The organism is Nonomuraea sp. NPDC005501 (assembly GCF_040605905.1).
In the GTDB taxonomy this organism is placed as follows: Bacteria; Actinomycetota; Actinomycetes; order Streptosporangiales; family Streptosporangiaceae; genus Nonomuraea.
Map to the genome: position 1 here is coordinate 1 of NZ_JBEXDT010000040.1, position 24343 is coordinate 24343.

Below are 24343 nucleotides of genomic sequence, written 5' to 3' on the forward strand. Positions count from 1 at the left end.
TGCGGGAGTCGTGGGGGAGGGCTCCGCCGCGTGGACCGGCCCGGTCGCGATCACCGTGGTCGCCAGGGCCGCGATGACACAGGATAAGACTCGTGTTTTCATGACGTACCGCGCCTTACATTAAGGGCATGAAGGGGTGGCCGGACGGCGGCCGAAGCCGCCATCCGGCCGAGGGGGGTCCCCGAAAAGGTCAGAGCTCAGGTGTCACATCGGGCCGGCGGCGTTCTCACGGGTTGCCGTACTTTTTGACGAACTGGTAATACGTCCATGCCCATGCCCTGCAGTCCGGCCGGACCAGGATGAAGTAGCCGCCGCACACCTTGTCGCGCAGGGTGATGTAGAACCGGTTGTCCACATCGAGCTTTCGCGTACGGGTGTTGTCGAGGTAGTACTTGTAATGCTTCTTCCGGTTGGCTATCAGGCCGTATCCGTAGTCGTGGGAGTCACAGGCCGGCCGGAAATCGAAATTGTGAGGCTTGTCCGGGGACGACGTGCAGTGGTCGTAGTAGATGCCCCTGACCTTGAAGCCGCTGGCGGTCCGCTTCCAGTCGGGCTTGCGCCACTTGCCGCCGTGGAATGCCCAGGCCGAGCAGCCCGACTTCGTGTACCACATCCAGGTCACGGCGGTGCTGCACTTCTTCGGGTAGGACTGCGGGGGATCCACGCCGTCCGGCAGGAAGTCACTGGCGGGCGGCTCGGTCGCATTGGGGTCGTCCAGCCCGGCCGCGCCCTCGGTCGTCCCGCCGTTGGCCGGCATGTCGGTGCCCGTGGCGGTCACCTGGGGAGCGGCGACGCCCGCCGGGAAGCTGAGCTGCCACCCGCCGTTGGTGACGGACTCGATCGACGACAGGCGTCCCACCGCGTCGTAGGCGTAGGTCCCCTGGACGGCGCCGACGCTGGGATCGCTCACGGTGCGCAGCAGGCCGTTCGGGTCGTAGGCGTAGCTCGCCTCGATCTGCGGCGCCTCGGTCCCGTAGGTGACCGCGACCTCCTTGAGCCGGCCCGCGTAGTCGCCGTTGGAGGTGCCGGAGGCCGTGGTGGTCGTGGCGTAGGTGAACTTGGTGACGGATGCGGGGTCCGTGGCGCCGGCCGGCTCCTTCACGGTGCTGACGCGGCCCTGGGTGTCGTAGGTGATGGTGGACTTGCCGACGGCGGTGCTGCCCACGTCCGTCACCCGCCAGGGGTCGGCGCTCGGCGCCCCGGCCGGCCGGGCCCAGGCGTAGGTGAGCTGGAGGTCGCCGTTGTTGATCGGGGTGCCGTCGGCGGTGACGAAGGTGTCGTCGCCCGCCTCCACGAGGCCCGGATCCATCGGGATCGTCTCGATCGTCGTGGTGCGCATCGCTCCGACGTTCGCGTCCCACTTGGTGGTTTCGGTGATCTTTGATCCGTTGTCGGCCTGGTACGTCTGGATACCGCCGCCGTCGGGGAAGGAGACGCTGCTCTTCAGGGGGTAGCGGGTCGACGTCCCTCCCTCGAGCTCCGTGACGACGAGGGTGCCGTTCTGGTTCTCCAGTTTCCGGTTGATCTCCCCGCCGGCGAACTCCGCCTGCCAGCCGGGCCCGAAGACGCCGAGCTCGGGGCGGGTGGCCGGGGCGGACTGCGGCCGGGCCAGATCGCCGGCGGTCAGGGCCACGCCGTGCTTACGGCTGATCGCGCCGGCGGACACGTCCAGCTCGGTGAGCTTGAAGGTCTTGGTGTCGGCGGAGTACTGGCCGGGGCCGATCTCCTGCACGTCGGCCGGCGGCGGATCGGTCAGCGCGGCGGCGGAGACGTCCGGGGCCAGGAAGGGGAGGAGCATGGCCGCGAGGGCGGCGGACAGAGGTAATCGGCGCACGTGGTGCCTCCAGGGTGAAGAGAGAAAGTGATCTGATCACCTGGAGAGTAAGTGCTGATAAATCCCTTGACAAGATATGGACAATTCCGTGGAGTGATGCTCCAATCGCGTATGGAGCTGCGTCCCCGCTGCCATCCCCCTCGTATGAAATGTGCAGGCCGCGAAGGCCGTTCGGCGAATGCTGCCGAATTTATGCAGAATTTATGGGGACAGTTCGGTGGTCTGCGAAAAAGAGAGAATCGCCGGCCCGCCGGTGCTCGTCCGCGCCGACTTGGAGGTCGAAGTGCATAGGAATCAGCGGTGGCAACGCCTCGACGTCGACGAATTTCGATTTCACGGCGGCCCGTAGCGGCAGGCCGGCGCACCGCGGCGGCGCGAGAGGGCCGGACGGCACCCCGGCGAGGACCGCCGCCGCGGGGCCGTGATCACATCGGATAGCCCGGCGTGAACTCGACCGGCAGCGACTCCAGGCTGCGCATCTGGATCGACGACCGCCACTCCAGCGACTCCGGCGGCACCGCCAGCACCACGTCGGGCAGCCGGTCGAGCAGCATCTCCACCGCGATGTGCGCGATGACCTCCGCGAGCTCCGGCGCGGGGTGCGGGCAGCCGTGCGCGCCGTACCCGAACGACATGTGCGCGTGATTGCTCACGGAGTCGCCGTAGAGGTCCGGGCGTACCTGGGGGTCGAGGTTGGCGGCGGCCAGGCCGCAGACGAGGAGGTCGCCGGCCTTGATGCGGCGGCCGCTGAGCTGGGTGTCCATGACCGGCCACCGTCCGATGGCGATCTGCCCGGGCGCCTCCTTCCACAGCACCTCGTTCAGCGCCTGGCCGATGCTGCGCCGGCCGCCCGACAGCGTCATGGCGAACCGGTCGTCCGTCAGCATGAGCTGGATCGTGTTGCCGATCCAGGTGGCCGTCGGGTCGTGGGCCGCGGTCAGGGTCAGGAGCAGGTCCTGGGTGAGCTCCTCGTCGGTGAGCCCGGCGGGGTGGGCGAGCAGCCGGGAGGGCATGTCGGGCCCCGGGTACTGCCGTTTCGTCTCCAGCAGCCGGCTCATGATGGCCTGTACCCGCTGGTACGCCTCCATCGCGGCCGGCCCGCCGTTCAGGGTCGTGGCGACCTCGCCGACCAGCGCACGGGTGTCCGGATCCGGCAGGCCGAGCATCGAGGCGAGGACGAGCAGCGGGATCGGGTTGGCGTACTGCGCCATCAGGTCCGCCCGGCCGGAGCCGATGAAGGTGTTGATCAGCCCCTCGGCGACCCGCTCGCAGCGCGCCCGCAGCTCGAACTGGTCGGCCGCGGCGAGGGCGTCGCTGACCGCGCCCGCGCGGCGCTCGTGCGCCGCGCCCACCTCGAACAGCATGGACGGCTGGTAGGCGACGTACGCGTTGAGGGGCCAGTCGGGCGGGATGTTCTTCCACTGGTTCCAATGGCGCGAGTCGCGGACGAACAGCTTGGGATTGCTGAGCACGTAACGCAGCTCGCGGTAGCCGAGCACCAGCCAGCCGGGTACGTCGCCCTCCAGCAGGATCGGGACCACGGGGCCCTGCTTGCGCATCTCCTCGAAGGCGCGGGCGGGGTTTCGGTGGTACTCCCTGCCGTACATGGGGAAGGCGCCCTCGAACGCGCTCCGCTCAGGGACCGTGGGAGGGGCGGCGAACCAGTGGACGGGTTCGGAGGAATGCGTGGCGTCGGTCATGAGGTCACCTGCCGGGCGGAGGACAGAGCATAGAGGTGGTTGACCAGCGTGATCAGCACGGCCTTGCTGGACTCCCGCTGCCGCGCGTCGCACGCGATCAGCGGCACGTCGCTGGAGAGGTCGAGCGCGTCCCGGATCTGGTCGAGCGTGTGGGTGGACTCGCCGAACCGGTTGTGGGCCACGATGAACGGCATGCCGTGGTGTTCGAGCCGGTCGATGGCGTACCAGGAGTCGGCCAGGCGACGCGTGTCCACCAGCACGACGGCCCCCAGGGTTCCGGTGAACAGGCGGTCCCACAGGAACCAGAACCGCTCCTGACCCGGCGCGCCGAACAGGTAGAGCACCAGCTCGGCGTTCAGGCTGATCCGGCCGAAGTCGAACGCCACCGTGGTGGTGGACTTCGCCTCCACCCCGCGCGCGTCGTCCACCCCGATCCCCGCCCGCGTCATGGTCTCCTCGGTGCTCAGCGGACGGATCTCGCTGACCGATTTGACCAGGGTCGTCTTCCCCACGCCGAAGCCGCCGACGATCACGATCTTGAGTCCGGTGGTCGCGGAGCTCGGCAACGGGGTGCGCGCGACCGGTTCAGAGGTTCTGGAGTCCAACGAGTACCTGCTTCAGCATGTCGGGATCGGGCAGACGCGTCTCGGCAGGCGCCGGACGCGGGTTCCTGGCGGTGATGCGTCCGGTGTCCAGCAGGTCGCACAGCAGGATGCACACAACGCTGACCGGCAGCCGCAGCTCCGCCGCGATCTCCACGACCGCCGTCGGGCTCCTGCAGAGCCGGAGAATGCGGGCATGCTCGGACTGCATGCCCGGAGTGGGATCGCACTCACTCACGATCAGCGTGACCATGTCGAAGGCGTCGTCCGTCACGCTGCTGCGCCCGCCGGTCACCATGTAGAGGCGGTCCGGATTCTCGTCCTCCAGGCGCGGCGACATCAGAGCCGGCTGCTCTGCTGCGGTGCGCGGGGCGGCGCGGTCAGGTATTCGCCGATCTGCTCCACCAGCTCGTTCATGTTGTGGCCGATGACCCCCGGATCGGCGTCGTCGCCGGCCACCACGGCGAGGTGCGCGCCCTCTCCCGCCTCCACGATGAACAGCAACCCGCCGTGGAACTCGGTCATGGACTGCCGCAGCCCTCCCGTGCCGTCGCCGAACTCGATGGACGCGCCGTACGACAGGCTCTGGATACCGGAGGCGATCGCCGCGAGCTGGTCGGCGCGGTCCACGGTGAGCGCGGCGGTGTGGGAGAGGCGCAGGCCGTCTCTCGACAGCACCAGCGCGTACCGGGTCTGCGGGGTCCTCTCCAGGAGGTTCTCCAGCAGCCAGCCGAGTTCCTGATCTGAGCTTCTCATCGAGGTCCGTCCTCTCCAATCTGTCGTGCCCTGCTCGCCTGGTGGAAGGCCGCGAACTTGGCTGCGGCGTCGGAAGGTGGCCGCGTGGGCCGGGGCTCGGGGCCGGCGGCCGGCGCCGGCGACGTGGGTGCGGCGGCCGCGAGCGTCTGCCCCCGGCGGCGTCGCGGCAGCCCGTGCAGCTCCGCGTCCTGCTCGGGGGCAGCCGGCGGCGCGGCCTGCCGGCCGTGCAGGGCCGCCGCGGGGGAGTGCGTCACCCGCGGGGCCGGGATGTTGTGACTGATGAGCTGCTGCGGGATCATGACGACCACGCCGGTGCCGCCACGCGAGGACGGGCGGAAGGACACGGTCAGGCCGTGCTTGCGGGCCAGGCAGCCGACGACCGCCAGCCCGAGCCGGGAGCCGGACAGCGTCGTGAAGTCCAGCGGCTCGGCGGACACGGCGCGCTCCGCCCGGGCCAGCGCGGCGGGGCTCATCACCAGGCCGCAGTCCTCGATCGTGATCACGATCCCCGTGCTCACCTCCTCCACGTACACGTGGACCTCTTCGGTGGGCGGGGAGAAGCTGGTGGCGTTGTCCATCAGCTCGGCGAGGGCGTGCATGACGCCCTCCGCGGCGTGCCCGGCGATCGCGACGGTGCTGACCGAGTGCACCCGGACCCGCTGGTAGGCGCTGATCCTGCCGATGGCCCCCCGCAGGATGCTCTCCATCACGATCGGCTTGGTCCAGCGCCGCCCCGACCTCGCCCCGGTCAGCAGGGCGATGCTGTCGGCGAGCCGGCCGGCCTGCGCGGTCGTGTGGTCGAGCTTCAGCAGGTCGCCGAGGGTGATCCGGTCGTGCCGGTCCTCCATCTCGCGCAGGTCGGCCAGCATGCTGGTGGCCAGGGCCTGCACCCGCCCGGCGGCACTGGCGCACGCGGACGTCGTGGCGGCGCGTACCCGCTGCTCCCGGCTGACCTCGTTGACGAAGACGTACAGGAGGTGCTGCTGGGCGGTGCTCGCCGGCCGGGGGATGCCCGCGAGTACGGACTCCGCCGACATCCCCTCCCTGATCCGCGCCACCGTTCCGGGCATCGTCTCCGTGGCCATCCGGATGAGCTCCGCGTCGCCCGCGGCGAGCCGGCTGCGCAGCTGCCGGATCTGCTGGCTGCCGTACGTCGCGAACGTGACCGCACCGCACACGAGGACGGCCGCGACACCGAGGGTCCAGGCCAGGAATGTCCGGGCCGAGAGGGGGGCGGTGAGCACGGCCGTCAACGACGCGGCCCCCGTGATGACGGCCGTGGCCGCCAGGACGACCAGGGATTCCCCCAGCGGCAGGCGCGCCGCGCGGTGGCGTGTTGGTACCTGTACTGACATCGATGAGCTCCTCGTCGGCGAGTGGAGCCCGGTCATCGCGAACGCGACGCGACCGGGGCCGAACGCGCGACGACGGACCTGTTCCGGCCGATCTCCTTGATCGCTGGGCGAGCGACAAAAGATCTTACAGCACTTTACTCTGCGTCATAAGGCCGCATCTGACGGCAACGCGTCAGATCCTCCCCGAAACTCGACACGTTGATCAACCCTCCAGTACGGTGCCAGTTCCTATCGCCTTGACACAGGACGGGAGTCGGCTCTCCATGGCTGGTTCACTACTCGATGGCAAAGCGGCGTTGATCACGGGCGCCGGATCGGGCATCGGAGCCGCCACGGCGGTGGTGTTCGCCCGGCACGGGGCCAGGGTGGTGGTCGCCGACATCAACGAGGAGGGCGGCAAGCGCACGGTCGCCGAGGTCGAGGCGGCGGGCGGCGAGGCGGCCTTCGTGTGGGTGGACGTGCGGCGGTCCGACGCGGTCAAGGACATGGTCGACTTCACGGTCGAGCGGTTCGGCCGCCTGGACTGCGCGGTCAACAACGCGGGCGTGGACACGGCGGGCGACGGCCGGCTCCACGAGGTGGGCGAGGAAGCCTGGGACGCCTCGATCGGGGTCAACCTCAAGGGCGTCTGGTGGTGCATGAAGCACGAGCTCGTCCAGATGCTGGAGCAGGGCTCGGGCTCGATCGTCAACGTGGCCTCGGTGGCCGGCCTGGTCGGCATCGAGGCGCCCTTCGTCTCGCCGTACGTCGCCGCCAAGCACGGGGTGGTGGGGCTGACCAAGGCGGCCGCCCTGGAGTACGCGACCTCGGGGATCCGCGTGAACGCCGTGTGTCCCGGCGCCGTGCGCACCCAGATGGTGGACGACCTCATCCAGCAGGGGATCATGACGCTGGACCAGACCGCCGCCTACCACCCGGTCAGGCGGTACGCCAACCCTCCGGAGATCGGCGAGGCGATCGCCTGGCTCAGCTCCGACGCCGCCTCGTTCGTGACCGGCCTGCCCATGGCCGTGGACGGGGCGATGACCGCCCGCTGACGGGGCTGCTCACTGGGCGGTCCAGCCGCCGTCCACCGGAAGGATCGCGCCCGTGATGTACGACGCGGCCGGGCTCGCCAGCAGGAGCGCCGCCGCGGTCAGCTCGGTCGTCTCGGCCCAGCGTCCGGCGGGGACCTGGTGGTCCAGGAAGTCGCGCACGCGGGGGTCGTCGTCGGCGCCCTCGTTCAGCGGCGTGCGGAACGGGCCCGGAGCCAGGGCGTTGACGCAGATGCCGGTGCCGGCCAGCTCGACCGCCAGGCTCCGGGTGAGCTGCACGACGGCGCCCTTGCTGGCGGCGTACCCGGCCCGGCCCGCCGCGCCCACGAGGCCCAGCGCGCTGGCCAGCGTGACGATGCGGCCGTACCCGGCGGCCCGCATCACCGGGACGGCCGCCTGGCAGGCCAGGAACGTGCCGACGACGTTGACCTCCAGGCAGCGCCGGAGGTCCGCGGCGGTGAGGTCGGCGAGCGCGCCGCGGGCCTGGACCCCGGCGCTGGTCACCAGGACGTCCAGCCGGCCGTGCCGGTCGACGGCCTCGTCCACCATCCGGCGCACCCCGGCGTCGTCGGCCACGTCGCAGGCCAGCGCCAGGGCGGGACGGCCGGTGAGGGCGGTGATCCGGCCGGCCGCACTCTCGGCGGTCTCCCGTCGCCGCCCGGCCACCGCGACGGTCGCGCCCGCCCGCGCGAGGGCGAGCGCGATGGACTCGCCCAGGCCGGACGAGCCGCCGGTGATCAAAGCGACCTGCCCGTCGAGATCGGTTCCCGGAATCATGGCTGCTCGCCCAGGTATTCGGCTCCGTTGACCCAGTTGCGGGTGAGCCAGCGCGCCGCCTCGCCGAGATCCTCGTCGCGGATGGCGGCGACGATGCGCCGGTGCTCGGCGAGGCTCTGCTCCGCTCGTTCCCGGCCGCCGAAGTAGAGCACGTCGTACCGCTTGACCAGGGGCTTGGTCTGGGCGATGAGCCGCATCAGGTGGTCGTTGGCGCAGGCCGACAGCAGCAACGCGTGCCAGGCGTCGTCGAGCGCGGCCAGGTCGCCTCCGGTGTCGAGGGCGGCGCGCATGTCGTCGTTGAGCCGTTCGAGCCGGTCCGTGACGCCGTGGAGGGCCTGCGGCGGGGACCAGCGCAGCGCGAGCGCCTCCAGCTCGCCCACCAGCGGATAGAGCTTGCGAGCCTCAGCCGGGTCGAGGGGCGGCACGCGGAAGCCGCGCCGGGGCTCGGCCACCAGGAGACCCCGGTCGGTGAGCTCCACCAGCGCCTCCCGCAGCGGAGTGCGGCTGACGCCCAGCTCGGCGGCCAGACGGACCTCGTTGACGCGCGCGGCCGCCGGGAACCGGCCGTCCAGGACGCGCGCCGTGATCTGCTCGGCCAGGTCCCGGCGGAGGGGACTCGCGTTGTCTGTCACACTCGCATCCTATTGCATGCAATCACGAATTTCTGTATTCAGTTTGTATGAACTGCATGCAAGACGTGGACGTCGGGCGGGCGCGGGCGGAGACTCCCGGGTGCGCCCGGGTGACCCACCTCGACAACGCGGGGGCCGCGCTCCCACCCGCGATCGTGACCGACACGGTGATCGCCCACCTGCGCGAGGAGGCCTTGCGCGGCGGCTACCGGGCGGCGGCCGAGGCCGCGCCGCGGCTCGACGCCGTACGGGAGTCCGTCGCCACCCTGCTGAACGCGCACGGCGACGACATCGCACTGACCGACAACGCCACCCGCGGCTGGCAGGCGGTGTTCTACGCCCTGCCGTTCGGCCCCGGCGATCGCATCCTGACCAGCCGGGCCGAGTACGCCAGCAACGTCATCGCGTTCCTCCAGGTCGCCGAGCGGACCGGGGCGCGCGTGGAGGTGGTCGACGACGACCCGAGCGGGCAGCTCGACGTCGAGGACCTGCGGCGCCGCCTGGACGAGCGGGTGCGGCTCATCGCCATCACCCATGTCCCCACCCAGGGCGGCCTGGTCAACCCCGCAGAGGAGGTGGGCCGGATCGCCGCGGACGCCGGCGTGCCGTACCTGCTGGACGCCTGCCAGTCGGCCGGGCAGCTCGACCTCGACGTCGAACGGCTGCGCTGCGACGCGCTGAGCGCCCCAGGCCGCAAGTACCTGCGCGGTCCCCGGGGCACCGGCCTGCTCTACGTCCGGCCCCGGCTGCGCGAACGCCTCACGCCCGCCGTCCTCGACCTGCACGCCGCCACCTGGACCCATCCGGACCGGTACGAGGTGGAGGAGACGGCGCGGATGTTCGAGACGTGGGAGCGCGACGTCGCCGCCATCCTCGGGCTGGGCGCCGCCGTCGACCACGCGCTGTCGTGGGGCCTGCCCGCCATCGAGCGGCGGGTCGGCACGCTGGCGGGGCGGCTCAGGGACGCGCTGCGGGAGGTGCCGGGCGTGCGGGTCCACGACCAGGGGGTGCGGAAGTGCGGCATCGTCACGTTCACGGTGGAGGGAAGACCGGCGGCCGAGGTCCATGGCCGGCTGGCCGCGAGGGGCGTCAACACGTCGGTCTCGCTGCGGCGCTACGCCCGCTACGACCTGCCCGCGCGCGGCCTGCCCGACCTGGTCCGGGCCTCGGTGCACTACTACAACACCGAGGATGAGCTGCACCGGCTCGTCGAGGCGGTCGGCGGGATGAGCCGGTGACGCGCCGGCAGGGTGGTTCACCTCGGCGATGAAACGGACTATAGTCCGGCTATGGCGCGCGATAACAACGGACCGCAGGCCGATTCTGCGAGGCCGCTGGAGCTGCTGCTGAGCCGCCCGCCCAAGGAGCGGGCCGACGCCTCCCGCAACCGCGCCACCGTGCTGGACGCCGCCGCGCGGCTGTTCGCCGCGCACGGGGTCGAGGCGGTGTCCATGGACCAGGTCGCCAAGGCGGCCGGCGTCGGCAAGGGCACGCTGTTCCGGCGCTTCGGCGACAAGTCGGGGCTGGCGGCGGCGCTGCTGGACGCCCGGGAGCGGGTGCTGCAGGAGGCGATCCTGTACGGGCCGCCGCCGCTGGGGCCCGGGGCCGCGCCCGCCGAGCGCCTGGCCGCCTTCGTGGACGCCTACCTCGACTACCTGCTGGAGCACCTGGCGGTGATCCGCATGTCGGAGACCGGCTCCCCCGGCGCCCGTTACCGGATCGGGGCGTACCGGTTCTGGCACCGCCACGTGGCGATCCTGCTCGGCGGGACCCCCGACCCCGACCACTCCGCCCATGCGCTGCTCGCCGCTCTGTCGGCCGTGCACGTGACGGCGCTGCTCCCGGAGCTCGGCGAGCGGCGCATCCGCGCGGGGGTCCTCCGTCTGGCCCGCTCGCTGGGGTGACCCAGGCGGTCCCTGCCGAGAGGCGGCGCGCTCAGGCGGCCGGCGGCGCCGCCAGGTCCCGCTTCGCCGCGCGGCTCAGCTCGTCGGCGAGGATCTCCGGCCGGCCCGCGGCCAGCCCGTCCAGGGCCGCGGCGGCCACCTGCGCCGGATCCACTTTCTGCTCCGGGTCCACGTACGACGCCATGTCGGTGTCCATGTAGCCGACATGCACGCTGGTCACCCCGATGCCCCGCGGGGCGAGCTGCTGCCGCACCGCGTCGGTCATCGCCCACGCCGCGGCCTTGCCCGCGCTGTAGGCGCCGTAGTCGGGCACGTGCACCCACGACAGCACGGACAGGACGTTGATGATCCCGCCCCCGCCGTTCGCCTCGATGACCGGCGCGAAGGCGCGCGTGACGGCCAGCGGGCCGAAGAAGTGGGTCTCCATCTCCAGGCGGATCAGGTCGAAGTCGCCGCCGAGCAGCGTGGCGTGGGTGGAGATGCCGGCGTTGTTGACCAGCACCGTCGTGTCCGTGGCGACCCGGGCCGCCTCGGCCACCGACTCCGCGTCGATGATGTCCAGCCGCAACGGCACCGCGCCGGGCACGTCCACCTGCCCGGGGTCGCGGGCGGCGGCGTACACCTTCGCGCCGCGCTCGAGGAGCTGGGTGACGAAGTGCCTGCCCAGCCCGCGGTTCCCGCCGGTCACCACCGCGACCGCGTCCTTGAGGTCCATACCTCCAGGGTGCCCCGCTGGTCACGGCAGGAGCCGGACGGTAAAGCAAAAGGGCCCGGCGGCAGGCTGCCCCTTGGTGAGGAGCGCGTAGCAGCAGTGGCGGGGAGACCGGGTCAGGCGGGTACGTCGGCGTCCGCGCCGAGGGCCGCCGCGCAGGCCCGCCGCCTTTGCGGTCGTCGTGCCGGGCGGAGCTGTCCGGATCGCCTCAGCGAAGCGTGTCCGGCAGGATGATCACATGGCGGCCGAGAACAGCAGGCGATGGAACCACAACATCCATTACCACCCCCGCATCCTGAGCTCGATCCCTGAGGGAGCCGGGCGCGCCCTCGACGTCGGCTGCGGCGAGGGGATGCTCGCCCGCGAACTCCGGCGGACCGTGCCGCACGTCACCGGCATCGACCTGCACGCGCCCAGCATCGAGCAGGCCCGCTCACACCCCGACGACGTCGGCTACATCGTCGGCGACTTCCTCACCCACCCCTTCGAGCCCGCCTCGTTCGACGTCGTCGCCTCCGTGGCCACCCTGCACCACATGGACGCCGCCACCGGGCTGGCCCGCATGCGCGACCTGCTGCGCCCCGGCGGCGTCCTGGCCGTCGTCGGCCTCGCCCGCAGCACCATGCCCGGCGACCTGCCGCGCGTCCTGGCCGGCGTCGCCGTCGGCACCTTCCACCGCGCCGTCAAGGGCCTCTGGCGGCATTCGGCGCCCACGGTGTGGCCGCCGCCGGTGACCTACCCGCAGATGCGGGAGCTGGCCGCCGAGATCCTGCCCGGCTCCGAGTACCGCCGCCACCTGCTGCTGCGGTACAGCATCACCTGGCGCAAACCGCAGGACTGAGCCGGCGGCGCTCCGGGAGCGGCGTCAGCCGAGGACGAAGTGCAGGCGGGTGGTGGTGCCGTCGGCGTGGTCGTGGCGGCGCACCAGATCGCTGAGCTCGTTGACGAGGATCAGCCCGTGACCGCGCGACTGCAGGTCCACCGGCGGGATCCGCCCGGCCATCGGCTCGACGAAGTGACCGGCGTCGTCGATCTGGTACACGAGCGTCGCGGTCTCGGTCCACACGGTGATCGTGCAGCCGCCCGTGGTGTGCTCGAAGGCGTTGGTGGCGACCTCGTTGACCGCGAGCACGGCGCGTTCGACGCGGGAGTCGGGCAGGCCCGCCGAGCGGGCGAGACCGGCGGTGAAGGAGCGCACGTCCTCCAGCTCGCCGACGGTCTTGAACGTCCGCTGGTACGCGGTGAGTGGGGGAGTGGGAAGAGGCTGGTCGAACATCGCTGCGGTGTCCAAGGGATCGGCGTAGAGGCCGCTGGCCCAGGTGCGGTCTGCCTCGGCCATGACGGGATGGGTGCGGTAGGAGTCCTCGACCGCTCGCGCGCCGAGGGCGGCCGTGTCGTACGGGCACAGGATCGCCGCGTCTCGGCCGGCGAAGGCGGCGTTGATGAGCGCCTCGTGCGCCGCGCAGGCCGGGTACTCGACCTCGCTGCGGCCCGCCCAGATCGGCTCACCGATGATCCACACGCGCTGCCCGGAGTGGCGGCGGGCGAAGTCCAGCAGGACGCGGGGGATGATGCGGCCGGGATTGCGGCCGGCCACCGCCATGTCGGCGAAGACCACCCGGGAGGCGGCCCCGCCCAGACGGGACCGGATGAGGTCGCCGTTGCCGCCCGGCACGGCCACCATGGCCGGCTCGCCGGCGTCGAGCGCCCGCCGCAGGAACGCGGCGCACCCCTCGGCGTAGGCGTCGGGCGTGTCGTAGAGCAGCCCGATGTGCTCGAACGGATCGGCGACGGACCCGGAGGGGCCGGAGGGGGAGGTCGTGACGCTCATACCGGGCTCCCGGTGACGCACCGCGCGTGGGCCTGGCCCGGGTCGATCACCGACAGCATCTCGTGCAGCGTCGGGCGGACGCCCCGCAGGAGGAGCCGGCCCCGCGCGGCGGCGACCGCGCCGGCCAGCAGGCGGGCGATGGCCGTGTCGGCGAACGTCAGGTCCGCCACGTCCACCACCAGCGGGGCGGCCCCGTCGGCGATGCGATGGGCGTCGGCCACGACATGGCGCAGCGTGGCCTCCAGGGCGTCGCTGTTGCTCCGGTCGGCCGCGCCCGTCAGCGCCAGCCCCTCGAAGGTGCGCCGGATCCGCAGCATCGGCGCCCACTCCTCGTGGCTGCCCGCCCCCGCCCGCGCGGTCGCCGGGTGGGCGGCGCCGACCCGGTCCAGCTCGGCGCTGGTGAACAGCCGCCGGTCGTAGCAGCACAGCGCCATCGCGTAGCCGTCGGAGAAGATCTGGTTGACCTGCGCCTCGTACCAGGCCAGCCGCTCGACGCCGGGAGTGGCGCGGACCGTCCAGCCCATGTCGGCCGCCACCCGCAGCGCGCTGTAGCCCTGGCCGCGCGCCTCGCCGATGGCGGTGTGCCAGCCCTCCAGGGCACGCTCGGCGTCGAACGTGCCGCCCGCCAGGTAGGACTCCTCGGCGGTGGTCACCTGAAGCTGCCCGGTGCGCTCGGGCTCGCGCACCTCCAGACCGTACGCCTGCGCCGCCGCGAGGAAGGCGTCGGGCAGGAAGGTGTCGGTGAAGTACAGGACCTGCTCACCCCGCTCGAGACCTCCGCGAAGGTAACGAATCAGGGCCGACAGATGCCGTTCATGGTCGTCGAATGTCCAGCAGACGTGATCCCCCGGGAGGAGATGGTCCACTGTGGTGGGATGTGCCATGTACCGCTTCTCGTCTTCGGGGATGCGGCAGGAGGTCCAGGCGTCGAGGGAGTCGAGGGGAGCCGCGCGTTCCTGCCCGCCCTTCCACAGTAACAACTTCTCCCGCCTCCGCGCCCTTTCGCGGTGACCCCCGTCACAGACGCGGGCGCCGTCCCCGCGGGACGGCGCCCGGAGAACGGGGCGGTCAGGAGGGCACGACCACCTCGGCGTAGCGGGCCTTCATGGTGGCCAGCACCTCGTCCGGATCGGCGGCCCACACGTCGGCGTTGAAGATCTCGACCTCCACGTCGCCGGTGTAGCCGGCCGCCAGCACGGCCCGGGTGATCGGCGCGAAGTCGATCACTCCGTCACCCATCATGCCGCGCCCCAGCAGCACGTCGGCGGGCAGCGGGTGCAGGAAGTCGCACACCTGGTAGGAGGCGATCCGCTCGCCGGCGCGGGCGATCTGCTCGAACAGCCGCGGGTCCCACCACACGTGGAAGGTGTCGACCACCACCCCGACCTGCTCCACCGGATACGGCAGGCTGAGGTCCACCGCCTGCTCCAGGGTGGAGATGACCGCCCGGTCCGCGCAGTAGACCGGGTGCAGCGGCTCCAGCGCCAGCTTCACGCCCCGCTCACCGGCGTACGGCGCGAGCACGGCCAGGCCCTCGGCCACCCGCTCCCGAGCGGCGGCGAGATCCTTCGACACGGCGCCCGACAGCGGCTCGCCCGGGACCACGCCCGGCAGCCCGCCGACCACCATCACCAGGCAGGCCGCGCCCAGCTCGGCGGCCTCGTCGACGGCCCGCCGGTTGTCCTCCAGCGCCGCCGCGAACGCCCGGCGGCCGTCCTCGCCGGGCCCGCCTGCCGTGAGGAAGCCGCCCCGGCACAGCGACGACACCCGCAGGCCCGCCTCGCGCACCAGCTTGGCCGACTCGGCCAGGCCCTGCTGGGCGACCTCCTGCCGCCACAGGCCGATGGCCTCCAGGCCGTGCCGCACGCAGCCGTCGACGGCCTCGGCCACCGTCCAGCGCCTGGTGGTCCACTGGTTGAGGGAGAGGCTCACAGGCCGTTCACCGCCAGCAGCGCCTGCATGCGGCGGACCGCCAGCTCCTGGTCGGCCAGCAGCCCGGCCCGGTCGGCCAGGCGGAACACCTCCGACAGGTGGACCAGCGAGCGGGCCGACTGGGCGCCGTTGACCATGGCGAACGCGTCCTGGTGGCCGTTCAGCCAGGCCAGGAAGACGATGCCGGTCTTGTAGTTGTACGTCGGCGTCTCGAAGATCTTGCGCGACAGCGCCACCGTCGGCGCCAGGATCTCGTCGTAACGGGCGAGCATCCGGTCACGGCCGGCGTCGTCGGAGGCGGCCTCCGCGGCCTCAGCGGCGTCGAGCGCCCGCAGGGCCGCCGCCGCGGCCGGCGCGATCGCGTCGAAGATGCCGAGCAGCGCGTGCGAGCCGCTCCTGATCAGCGACGGGTAGTTGAAGTCGTCGCCGGTGTAGAGCCGGACGCCCTCGGGCAGCGCGGCCCGCAGGCCGATCTCGTGCTCCTCGTCCAGCAGCGACACCTTCACGCCGTCCACCTTCGGCGCGTGGGCGTGGATCAGCTCCAGGAACGCCTCGGTGGCCGCGGCCACGTCGCGCGAGCCCCAGTAGCCGGCCAGCTGCGGGTCGAACATCTCGCCGAGCCAGTGCAGCACCACCGGCCGGTCGGCCAGGCCGAGCAGCTCGCCGTACACCTGGTGGTAGTCCTCCGGGCCGGCCGCCACCCGCGCGAGCTGGCGCGAGGCCATGACGATCACGCCGGCGCCGGCCGCCTGCACGGTCTCGATCTGCTCGGTGTACGCGGCGGTGATCGCCTTCAGGTCGTCCGCGCCGGGGGCGTGGTCCGTGCCCGCGCCGCAGGCCACCAGCTCGGCCGGGTCGCCGAACGCGCGCGCCTCGTCGGCGCTGCGCCGGATGAGCTCTCGCGTCGCGGCCCAGTCGAGGCCCATGTTGCGCTGCGCGGTGTCCATCGCGTCGGCCACGCGCAGCCCGTGCGACCACAGGTGGCGGCGGAAGCGCAGCGTGGCGTCCCAGTCCACGGCCGCGGGGGAGCCGGGCGTGTTGTCGCCGAGCGGGTCGGCCACCACGTGCGCCGCCGCATACACGACGCGGCTGACCGCCGGGCCGTCCGGCCGCGGCCACGTCACCGGCTCGCGCAGCTCGTACGCGCCGCCGGGCAGGTCGATCCTCACAGCTCCGGCACCTCGATCCTGCGGCCCTCGGCCGACGAGCGCAGGCCCAGCTCGGCGAGCTGCACGCCGCGGGCGCCGGCGGCGAAGTCGTACGGGAACGGCGCGTCCTCCAGGACATGCCGGACGAACAGCTCCCACTGGATCTTGAAGCCGTTGTCGAACTCGGCGTTGTCCGGGACCTCCTGCCAGCCGTCGCGGAAGCGCGCGGTGACGGGCAGGTCGGGGTTCCACACGGGCTTGGGCGTGGCGGCGCGGTGCTGGACGCGGCAGTTGCGCAGGCCGGCGACCGCGCTGCCCTCCGTGCCGTCCACCTGGAACTCCACCAGCTCGTCGCGGTTCACGCGCACGGTCCAGGAGGAGTTGATCTGCGCGATGACCCCGCCCTCCAGCTCGAACACGCCGTACGCGGCGTCGTCGGCGGTGGCCTGGTAGGCGTGCCCCTGCTCGTCCACCCGCCGCGGCACGTGCGTCACGGCCTGGGCGTAGACCGAGCGGACCCGGCCGAACAGGTTCTCCATGACGTAGTGCCAGTGCGGGAACATGTCGAGCACGATGCCGCCGCCGTCCTCGGCCCGGTAGTTCCACGACGGGCGCTGGGCCTCCTGCCAGTCGCCCTCGAACACCCAGTAGCCGAACTCCCCGCGCACCGAGAGGATCCGGCCGAAGAACCCGCCGTCGATCAGCCGCTTCAGCTTCAGCAGGCCCGGCAGGAACAGCTTGTCCTGCACGACGCCGTTCTTCACGCCCCGCGCCGTCGCCGCCTCGGCCAGCGCCACGGCCTCCTCGACCGACTCGGCCGTGGGCTTCTCGGCGTAGATGTGCTTGCCCGCCTCGATCGCCTTCAGCACGGCCTTCACCCGGGCGGAGGTGACCTGGGCGTCGAAGTAGACGAGGTTGTCGTCGTCGGCGAGCGCGGCGTCCAGCTCGGTCGTGTAGTCGGGGATGTCGTGGCGGTCGGCGAGCTCGGCCAGCTTGGCGGCGTTGCGGCCGACCAGGACGGGGCGCAGCTTGACCCGGCTGCCGTCGGAGAGCGTGACGCCGCCCTGCTCGTTGATGGCCAGGACGGATCGGACCAGGTGCTGGCGATATCCCATCCGTCCGGTGACGCCGTTCATCACGACGCCGATGGTGCGCACGCTCATGGGGATCCTTTCACGGAAAGCGCTTTCCCGAACGGTAAGGCCGAGCCGCCGGAGGCGTCAAGTGCCGGTCGTGCCTAGAGCTCGCCCTTGGTCTCCAGCCTGGCCAGGGACCTGGCCAGCGGGTGGGCGGTGAGGGCGAGCTGCCAGTCGCGGGCGCCGAGCTCGCGCAGCCGCTCGGCCACGGTCTCGTCGGTGATCTGCTTCGGCGGCTCCCAGGTGAGCCTGCGCACGGCGTCGGGCTGCAGGAGGTTCTCCGTCGGCATGCGGTGCTCGTCGGCCAGCGCCGCGATCACGGCACGGGCCGCGGCCAGCCGCTTGGCGGCGGCCGGGTCGCGGTCGGGCCAGCGGTTGGCGGGCGGCGGGCCGTCGCCGGGCGTGCTCGGCTGCGGCAGCTGCACGTCGGGCAGCGCGCGAGCCCGGCTGACCGCGCTCAGCCACTCGCTCATGTAGCGGCGGGCGCTGCGCCCGGTGAACGGCGCGATCTCGGTCAGCGCCTTCTTCGTGCGGGGCACGTCGAGGGCGGCGGCCACGATCGCCGAGTCGGGCAGGACCCGGCCGGGCGCCAGGTCGTTCTCGCGGGCGATCCGGTCGCGCATCAGCCACAGCTCGCGCACGATCGCCAGCGCGCGCACGTTGCGCACCTTGTGGATGCCGGACGTACGCCGCCACGGATCCGACCGGGGGACGGCGGGCGGCGTGCCGAGCACGGCGGCGAACTCCTCGCGCGCCCACTCCAGCTTGCCCGCCTCCTCCAGCTCGGCGTGCAGCACGTCGCGCAGCTCGACCAGCACCTCCACGTCGAGGGCGGCGTAGCGCAGCCAGTCTTCCGGCAGCGGCCTGGTGGACCAGTCGGCGGCCGAGTGACCCTTCTCCAGCCGCAGCCCGAGCACGGTCTCCACCATCGTGCCCAGCCCCACGCGCTCGTAGCCGAGCAGCCGGCCGGCCAGCTCGGTGTCGAACAGCGCGCGCGGCCGGAACCCGACCTCCAGCAGGCACGGCAGGTCCTGCGAGGCGGCGTGCAGCACGACCTCGGCGTCCGCCACCGCCGCGTCCAGGCCCGACAGGTCGGGACAGGCGATCGGGTCGATCAGCGCGGTGCCCGCGCCGGCCCGGCGCGCCTGCACCAGGTAGGCGCGGTTGCCGTAGCGGTAACCCGAGGCGCGCTCGGCGTCGACGGCGACCGGGCCGCTGCCGCGCGCGAACGCGTCGACCACCCCGGCCAGCGTGACCGCGTCCGCGACGACCGGCGGGATGCCCTCGCGCGGCTCCAGCAGCGGCACGACCGGGCGCTCGCCCGGCTCCGCGCCGTCGGCCACGGTGCCGCCCTGCACGGTTCTTTCTTCTGTCATGAGTTCACCGCTCTCATGACGCGGATGACGTCTCGACTGGTGCCCTCACTTCGTACGGTCACTCTCCGGATCTTCGCGCCTGCGGGGCAGGGACGCCACATCGGGCGGCAGCGGCGGGATCCCCGCGGCCACGCACATGAGGTCGCACCAGGCGGCCACGTGACCGGAGAGGTCTTCCTGGGCGGGGGACCAGGACGCCCGCAGCTCCAGCTCGGTGGTGACCGGATCGTCGGCCTTGTTGCCGAAGCCCTCGGACACCGCTCTTGTCACGGTACCGCCGGCCGCCGAGTAGTCGGCGTGGTGGGCGTCCAGAGCCTCCGTCAGCCAGCTCCAGGCGACCGGGCCGAGCAGCGGGTCGGAGGTGATCTCCGGCTCCATGTCGGCGCGCACGTACGCCACCAGCCGGAACGGGCCGTCCCAGCCGCGCTGGCCGTCGGGGTCGTAGAGCAGGATCAGCCGGCCCACGGCCAGCTCGTCGTCGTCACGGTAGACCGACGCGCCCACGGCGGCGGAGTAGGGGGCCAGCCGCTGCGGCGCGGGCAGGTCCTCCAGCTCGATCTCCGGTCTGACCTCGGCCGGGCGCAGGCTCTCGGCCGCGCGCCTGAACGCCGGGGGAGCCGGCGGCCGGTCACTCGAGGTCATGGTCGCAGCGTAGGCCGCAGCCTCGGGGAAGGGGACCACGGGGGTGCTCATCGTGCCTGCTCAACCCGCTGCCGCAACCCGCTGGCGGGCGGACGCGAACGGCGCGGCACGGCACCCGTCACGAGTCCCGTCATGAGTCGTGCCAGGAGTCCGGGAACGAGTCCCGCAAGGAGCCGCGGTACGGGTCGCGGGAGCGGTCACAGGCCGGGGCACGGCACTGAGCGCGGCGCCTGCGGCGGCGCCTGTCGTCGCACCTGTCATCGCAACGGGGCCTTTCTTCGGATCGTGGCTCCGACGTTGGCACGCCTCACCGACAATTCCCCGCAACGCGCTCGGCGTGTCCCGAAAGTGGATGCTGAATCGGTGCCGCGCGGTCGCTTGGCGAACATTTGGTCCAGTCAAGACCGGCTTTCTGGTCGCCCATGGGGTGTGTTCGACCCGCGTGAGCGCCGAGGGCCGGGTCGGCCGGTAAACCTCCATCCGACTATTCGATCATGATTTGGGGTGTTCAATGCATACTTTTCCGACACCTCGTGCCGATGCGGCGCCGATGAGGGGACCGGCGGGAGGTCATGGCACCCTGGGAGGGTGAATCTCGCCGACTCAGCGTTCCTGCGCGCCTGCCGCCGCCAGCCCGTCCCGCACACCCCCGTCTGGTTCATGCGGCAGGCCGGCCGATCGCTGCCCGAGTACCTCAAGGTGCGCGAGGGCGTGCCCATGCTCCAGGCCTGCGCCACGCCCGACCTCGTCGTCGAGATCACCATGCAGCCGGTCCGCCGCTACGGCGTCGACGCGGCCGTCTTCTTCAGCGACATCGTCGTGCCGCTCAAGGCCATCGGCGTCGATCTCGACATCAAGCCCGGCGTCGGGCCGGTCGTCGCCCAGCCGATCCGCGAGGAGGCCGACCTCGACGTGCTGCGCCCGCTGGAGCCCGACGACGTCCCCTACGTCACCGAGGCGATCCGGGCGCTGACCGGCGAGCTCGGCGGCACGCCGCTCATCGGCTTCGCCGGCGCGCCGTTCACGCTCGGCGCCTACCTCATCGAGGGCGGCCCGTCCCGCAACCACGATCACACCAAGGCCATGATGTACGGCGAGCCGCGCCTGTGGCACGCGCTGATGGACCGCCTGGCCGGCATCGTCCTCGCCCACCTGCGCCTCCAGGTCGAGGCGGGCGCCTCGGCCGTCCAGCTCTTCGACTCCTGGGTGGGCGCGGTCGCCCCCGCCGACTACCGCGAGTACGTGCTGCCCCACACGCGCCGCATCTTCGAGGGCCTGGCCGACCTCGGCGTGCCGCGCATCCACTTCGGCGTCGGCACCGGCGAGCTGCTGGGGCTGCTCGGCGAGGCGGGCGCCGACGTGGTGGGCGTGGACTGGCGGGTGCCGCTCGACGAGGCCGCCCGCCGGGTGGGTCCCGGCAAGGCGCTGCAGGGCAACCTCGACCCGGCCATCCTGCTGGCCCCGTGGGAGGCGGTCGAACGCAAGGCCCGCGAGGTGCTGCGGGAGGGACAGCAGGCGGAGGGCCACGTGTTCAACCTCGGGCACGGCGTGCTGCCCTCCACCGACCCCGACCAGCTCAAGCGCCTCACCGACCTGGTCCACGAGGCCTGACCCGGCCGGCTCGCCGGTCATGACTGCGCGGGCGCCGGGGGCTGGGGCGGTTCGCCGGCCGGGGCCGGTGGCACGGTCCTGGCCGGCGGGGCGGGCCGCCGGCGCGCGTTCCGGCGCGTCAGCCACACGATCAGCGCGGCCACCGGCGCCAGGATGAGCATCCAGGGCAGCAACACGCCCAGCACGGTCAGCGCCACCTTCACGAACGCCACCAGCCCCGACCACCCCTTGGCCAGCCCGGCGAGGAACCCGGCGGGCTCCTCCGACGGCGGCGTCACGACCGTGACCGGCCCCACCACGGTCAGCGTGAGCGTGGCCATGCTCACCTGTCCCGCCAGCTCCTTCTGCTGGGCCTGCAACGACTCCAGGTCCGCCTCGCGGGTGGAGATCTCCCGCTCCACCTCCAGCACGTTGCCGATGGTGTCGGCCTTCTTCAGCAGCGTGCGCAGCGAGTCGAGCGCCTGCTGGGCCGACTTGATCCGGCTGTTGACGTCGGCCACCTGCGCGGTGACGTCCTCGGTGCCCTGGTTGAGCGAGATCTGCTCGCCCAGGTCCCTGCCCATGCTCGCGAGCACGTCGGCGTACCGGGCCGGCGGGATCTTGAACTCCAGCTCGGCCGAGCCCTCGCCCCCGTCGGAGGAGCTGGACTGCTCCTTCGACAGATACCCGCCCGCGCCGCTCACGATCTGCTTGGCCTTCTGGGCCGCCGCCGTGACCTCCTTGGCCCGTACCGTCATCCTGCCGACGTAGATGACCTGCCGGTCCTGGGCGGTGACCGTGACGTCGGAGGCGATGTTCTTCCCGGCGGTCCTGCCCGCGGCGTCCTGGGCCGAGGGCTGACGCCGTGCCTTGTCGACCGCGGAGTCCTGAGGCGCCAGGGCGGGCGCTCCCGCCTGTGCCGACTCGCCGCGGGAGGTGGATTGCACCTCCGCCCCGCCGCCACATCCCGTCAGGCCTCCTAAGAGCAGGGCCGCGCAGGCGGCCGACAGCGCCGTGCCGTACTGGAATCTCCTCATGCTCTTACGACGGACCAGGAACTGGAGGGGTTTGATCGGATCCGTCACGGTACGGTCACGTGCGGATGTCGGCGGCCGGAGCGCACGCGACCCGGAACGCCGTGCCGGCCCCGCGCGGGACCGCGCCCCGGGCGGCCGGGCGGGCCGCGGAGACGGTAGCGTCTGGAGGCGTGGAAGGGAAACGGGCGCACGTGGTCGTCGTCGGGGGCGGGATCTCTGGTCTGGCCGCGGCGTGGCACCTCCGCCAGGCGGGCGGCGATCGGATCAGGGTGACGGTCCTCGAAGGCGGCCCGCGCATCGGCGGCAAGCTGCACGCCTCGGAGGTCGCCGGGGCCAGCGTCGACGCGGGAGCCGAGGCCGTGCTGGCCAGGCGGCCCGAGGGCACGGAGCTGGCCAAGGCGGTCGGTCTCGGCGACGACCTGGTCAGTCCCAGCTCCGCGCGGTCGGCCATCCTCAGCAGGGGCTCGCTGCGCCCCATGCCCAAGGGGCAGGTCATGGGCGTGCCCGCCGACCTCACCGAGCTGGCCAAGTCCGGCATCGTCTCGCCCGGCGGGCTGCTGCGGGTGCCGATGGACCAGATCCTGCCGCCCACCCTCGTCCGCACCGACGTGTCCGTCGCCGCCTACATCCGCGCCCGCATGGGCGGCGAGGTGCTCGAACGGCTCGTCGAGCCGCTGCTCGGCGGCGTCTACGCGGGCCGCTCCGACCGGCTGTCGCTGGAGGCCACGATGCCCCGGGTGGCCGCCGCCGCCCGCTCCGAGCGTTCGCTGCTGAGCGCCGCCCGGCAGATCCTGCACGAGGCGCCCAGCGCCGGCGGACCGGTGTTCGCCACGCTGCGCGGCGGCCTCGGCAGCCTGCCCGAGGCGGTCGCCAAGGCGTCGGAGGCCGAGATCCGCACCGGGGTGACCGTGCGCGAGCTGCACCGCACCGCCGAGGGGTGGCGGCTGGTGACCGGCCCCGTGCCCAGGCCCGAGGTGATCGAGGCCGACGCCGTGATCGTCGCCACGCCCGCTCCCTCCGCCGCCCGGCTGCTCAAGGGCGAGGCGCCCAAGGCGTCGGCCGAGCTGGCGCGCATCGAGTACGCCAGCATGGCCATCGTCACGCTCGCCTACGCCACCGACGCGTTCCCCGAGCCGCCCGGCGAGAGCGGCTACCTCGTGCCGCCCGTCGAGCGCAGGCCGGTCAAGGCCGTCACGTTCAGCTCCGTCAAGTGGCCCCACCTGGCCGGCGACGGCCTCGTGCGGCTGCGCTGCTCCATCGGCCGGGTCGGCGAGGAGCACCTGCTCCAGCGCGACGACACCGAGCTGGTGGCCCTCGCGATGGCGGAGATGGCCGGCTCCATGGGCGTGCGCGGGCTGCCGATCGACACCCGCGTCACCCGCTGGGGCGGCTCCCTGCCGCAGTACAACGTGGGCCACCTCGACCGCGTGGCCCGGGTGCGCGCCGCCGTCGCCGTGCTGCCGGGGCTCGCCGTGTGCGGGGCCGCCTACGACGGGCTGGGCGTCCCCGCCTGTGTCGCCACGGCACGCACGGCCGCCGCCCGGATTCTGGACCACCTGTCGCTGCGGGGAGAATAGGGGCATGACAGAGGGCGCACCGCGGCTCAAGGCCCGCGATCTCAACCAGGTGATCCGCTACACGATGTGGTCCGTCTTCCGGGCGACCGGACCGCTGCCCGCCGACCGCGAGAGTCTCGGCGCGGAGGTCGGCGAGCTGCTGGAGCAGGCGGCGCTCAAGGACGTGGTCACCCGCGGCCTGTACGACGTGGCCGGGTTCCGCGCCGACGCCGACTACATGTTCTGGTGGCACGCGCCCACCTCAGACGACCTGCAGGACGTCTACTCCCGCTTCCGCCGTACGGCCCTGGGCCGCCACAGCGAGCCCGTCTGGTCGGCCATGGCGCTGCACCGGCCGGCCGAGTTCAACAAGTCGCACATCCCGGCGTTCCTCGCCGAGGAGGAGCCGCGGGCGTACGTGAGCGTCTACCCGTTCGTGCGCTCCCTGGAGTGGTACCTCCTGGAGGACTCCGAGCGGCGCGCCATGCTGGCCGAGCACGGGCGCATGGCCCGCGAGTACCCCGACGTCCGGGCCAACACGGTCGCCTGCTTCTCGCTCAACGACTACGAGTGGATGCTCGCCTTCGAGGCCGACGAGCTGCACCGGATCGTCGACCTCATGCGTGAGCTGCGCGGCGCCCAGGCCCGCCGGCACACCCGTCTGGAGATCCCCTTCTACACCGGCGCCCGCAAGCCGGTGACCGAGCTGGTCGCCGCCCTGCCGTAGAACGGTCAACGGGAAGTCCGCGATCCCTCCGCATTGATCTACCTGCTTTGTCACACTCGATG

24 protein-coding genes are annotated in these 24343 nt (G+C 72.4%); 7 read left to right on the forward strand and 17 right to left on the reverse strand.

Going from position 1 to position 24343, the window contains the following annotated elements:
- Nucleotides 1-226 precede the first annotated feature (226 nt).
- The 6 genes from ABZS51_RS20405 to ABZS51_RS20430 all read right to left on the reverse strand — a co-directional run bounded on the left by ABZS51_RS20405 (nt 227) and on the right by ABZS51_RS20430 (nt 6247).
- Nucleotides 227-1834, reverse strand: a complete 1608-nt coding sequence (locus tag ABZS51_RS20405; RefSeq protein ID WP_355443111.1) for a phospholipase A2 — start codon at nt 1832-1834, stop codon at nt 227-229.
- Between the two features lie 425 nt (nt 1835-2259).
- Nucleotides 2260-3534 carry a cytochrome P450 gene (locus ABZS51_RS20410; protein ID WP_355443114.1) on the reverse strand — a complete coding sequence of 425 codons (1275 nt, stop codon included), beginning with the start codon at nt 3532-3534 and terminating at the stop codon, nt 2260-2262.
- A complete protein-coding gene (locus ABZS51_RS20415) occupies nt 3531-4139 on the reverse strand; it encodes an ATP/GTP-binding protein (RefSeq protein WP_355443117.1) in 609 nt (202 codons plus the stop codon). Before ABZS51_RS20415 ends, ABZS51_RS20410 begins: the two co-directional genes overlap by 4 nt.
- Entirely contained in the window at nt 4120-4476 is a 357-nt protein-coding gene (locus tag ABZS51_RS20420; protein WP_355443120.1) for a DUF742 domain-containing protein, read from the reverse strand. Before ABZS51_RS20420 ends, ABZS51_RS20415 begins: the two co-directional genes overlap by 20 nt.
- Nucleotides 4476-4892 carry a roadblock/LC7 domain-containing protein gene (locus ABZS51_RS20425; protein ID WP_355443123.1) on the reverse strand — a complete coding sequence of 139 codons (417 nt, stop codon included), beginning with the start codon at nt 4890-4892 and terminating at the stop codon, nt 4476-4478. Before ABZS51_RS20425 ends, ABZS51_RS20420 begins: the two co-directional genes overlap by 1 nt.
- On the reverse strand, nt 4889-6247 hold the full coding sequence (locus ABZS51_RS20430; RefSeq protein WP_355443126.1) for an ATP-binding protein: 1359 nt from the start codon (nt 6245-6247) through the stop codon (nt 4889-4891). The genes ABZS51_RS20425 and ABZS51_RS20430 overlap by 4 nt, the downstream gene beginning before the upstream one ends.
- A gap of 263 nt (nt 6248-6510) precedes the next feature.
- Between ABZS51_RS20430 and ABZS51_RS20435 the strand changes: the two genes are divergently transcribed.
- A complete protein-coding gene (locus ABZS51_RS20435) occupies nt 6511-7284 on the forward strand; it encodes a glucose 1-dehydrogenase (RefSeq protein WP_355443129.1) in 774 nt (257 codons plus the stop codon).
- Between the two features lie 9 nt (nt 7285-7293).
- Here the strand turns inward: ABZS51_RS20435 and ABZS51_RS20440 are convergent, their stop codons facing one another.
- Together ABZS51_RS20440 and ABZS51_RS20445 are read right to left on the reverse strand one after the other, a co-directional pair.
- Nucleotides 7294-8058, reverse strand: a complete 765-nt coding sequence (locus ABZS51_RS20440) for an SDR family NAD(P)-dependent oxidoreductase (protein WP_355443132.1) — start codon at nt 8056-8058, stop codon at nt 7294-7296.
- Nucleotides 8055-8690, reverse strand: a complete 636-nt coding sequence (locus ABZS51_RS20445) for a GntR family transcriptional regulator (RefSeq protein ID WP_355443134.1) — start codon at nt 8688-8690, stop codon at nt 8055-8057. Before ABZS51_RS20445 ends, ABZS51_RS20440 begins: the two co-directional genes overlap by 4 nt.
- Nucleotides 8691-8737: 47 nt before the next feature.
- Between ABZS51_RS20445 and ABZS51_RS20450 the strand changes: the two genes are divergently transcribed.
- Complete coding sequence (locus ABZS51_RS20450; RefSeq protein WP_355443137.1) at nt 8738-9928, forward strand: aminotransferase class V-fold PLP-dependent enzyme; 1191 nt, start codon at nt 8738-8740, stop codon at nt 9926-9928.
- Between the two features lie 51 nt (nt 9929-9979).
- Entirely contained in the window at nt 9980-10594 is a 615-nt protein-coding gene (locus tag ABZS51_RS20455) for a helix-turn-helix domain-containing protein (RefSeq protein WP_355443140.1), read from the forward strand.
- Between the two features lie 31 nt (nt 10595-10625).
- Here ABZS51_RS20455 and ABZS51_RS20460 read toward each other — a convergent pair whose 3' ends face one another.
- Nucleotides 10626-11309, reverse strand: coding sequence for an SDR family oxidoreductase (locus ABZS51_RS20460; RefSeq protein WP_355443143.1), 684 nt, complete (start codon nt 11307-11309; stop codon nt 10626-10628).
- Nucleotides 11310-11544: 235 nt separating this feature from the next.
- Here ABZS51_RS20460 and ABZS51_RS20465 point away from each other — a divergent pair, with 235 nt between their 5' ends.
- Nucleotides 11545-12147 (forward strand): class I SAM-dependent methyltransferase, encoded by a 603-nt coding sequence (locus ABZS51_RS20465; RefSeq protein ID WP_355443146.1) that lies wholly within the window; start codon nt 11545-11547, stop codon nt 12145-12147.
- Nucleotides 12148-12171: 24 nt separating this feature from the next.
- On the opposite strand, the gene ABZS51_RS20470 is transcribed toward ABZS51_RS20465, so the two are convergent.
- The 7 genes from ABZS51_RS20470 to ABZS51_RS20500 form a co-directional block, all read right to left on the reverse strand.
- Nucleotides 12172-13137, reverse strand: a complete 966-nt coding sequence (locus ABZS51_RS20470) for a sensor histidine kinase (RefSeq protein WP_355443149.1) — start codon at nt 13135-13137, stop codon at nt 12172-12174.
- A complete protein-coding gene (locus ABZS51_RS20475) occupies nt 13134-14021 on the reverse strand; it encodes an MEDS domain-containing protein (RefSeq protein ID WP_355443152.1) in 888 nt (295 codons plus the stop codon). The genes ABZS51_RS20470 and ABZS51_RS20475 overlap by 4 nt, the downstream gene beginning before the upstream one ends.
- Before the next feature lie 184 nt (nt 14022-14205).
- On the reverse strand, nt 14206-15069 hold the full coding sequence (locus tag ABZS51_RS20480; RefSeq protein WP_355443155.1) for a sugar phosphate isomerase/epimerase: 864 nt from the start codon (nt 15067-15069) through the stop codon (nt 14206-14208).
- A complete protein-coding gene (locus ABZS51_RS20485) occupies nt 15066-16238 on the reverse strand; it encodes a dihydrodipicolinate synthase family protein (RefSeq protein WP_355443158.1) in 1173 nt (390 codons plus the stop codon). Before ABZS51_RS20485 ends, ABZS51_RS20480 begins: the two co-directional genes overlap by 4 nt.
- The gene (locus tag ABZS51_RS20490; RefSeq protein WP_355443161.1) at nt 16235-17380 is read right to left on the reverse strand and encodes a Gfo/Idh/MocA family oxidoreductase; all 1146 of its coding nucleotides are present in this window, start codon (nt 17378-17380) and stop codon (nt 16235-16237) included. The genes ABZS51_RS20485 and ABZS51_RS20490 overlap by 4 nt, the downstream gene beginning before the upstream one ends.
- A gap of 74 nt (nt 17381-17454) precedes the next feature.
- Nucleotides 17455-18729: a ribonuclease D gene (locus ABZS51_RS20495; RefSeq protein ID WP_355443165.1), complete on the reverse strand. Its 1275-nt coding sequence runs from the start codon at nt 18727-18729 to the stop codon at nt 17455-17457.
- 45 nt (nt 18730-18774) lie between these two features.
- Nucleotides 18775-19371: a DUF3000 domain-containing protein gene (locus ABZS51_RS20500; protein WP_310717144.1), complete on the reverse strand. Its 597-nt coding sequence runs from the start codon at nt 19369-19371 to the stop codon at nt 18775-18777.
- Nucleotides 19372-19959: 588 nt separating this feature from the next.
- Between ABZS51_RS20500 and hemE the strand changes: the two genes are divergently transcribed.
- Nucleotides 19960-20982, forward strand: coding sequence for a uroporphyrinogen decarboxylase (gene hemE, locus ABZS51_RS20505; protein WP_355443168.1), 1023 nt, complete (start codon nt 19960-19962; stop codon nt 20980-20982).
- 17 nt (nt 20983-20999) lie between these two features.
- On the opposite strand, the gene ABZS51_RS20510 is transcribed toward hemE, so the two are convergent.
- Entirely contained in the window at nt 21000-21998 is a 999-nt protein-coding gene (locus ABZS51_RS20510; RefSeq protein WP_355443172.1) for a DUF4349 domain-containing protein, read from the reverse strand.
- 170 nt (nt 21999-22168) lie between these two features.
- Here ABZS51_RS20510 and hemG point away from each other — a divergent pair, with 170 nt between their 5' ends.
- Together hemG and hemQ are read left to right on the forward strand one after the other, a co-directional pair.
- Nucleotides 22169-23575, forward strand: coding sequence for a protoporphyrinogen oxidase (hemG, locus tag ABZS51_RS20515; RefSeq protein ID WP_355443175.1), 1407 nt, complete (start codon nt 22169-22171; stop codon nt 23573-23575).
- Between the two features lie 4 nt (nt 23576-23579).
- Nucleotides 23580-24281 (forward strand): hydrogen peroxide-dependent heme synthase, encoded by a 702-nt coding sequence (gene hemQ / locus ABZS51_RS20520; protein WP_310717152.1) that lies wholly within the window; start codon nt 23580-23582, stop codon nt 24279-24281.
- Nucleotides 24282-24343 lie beyond the last annotated feature (62 nt).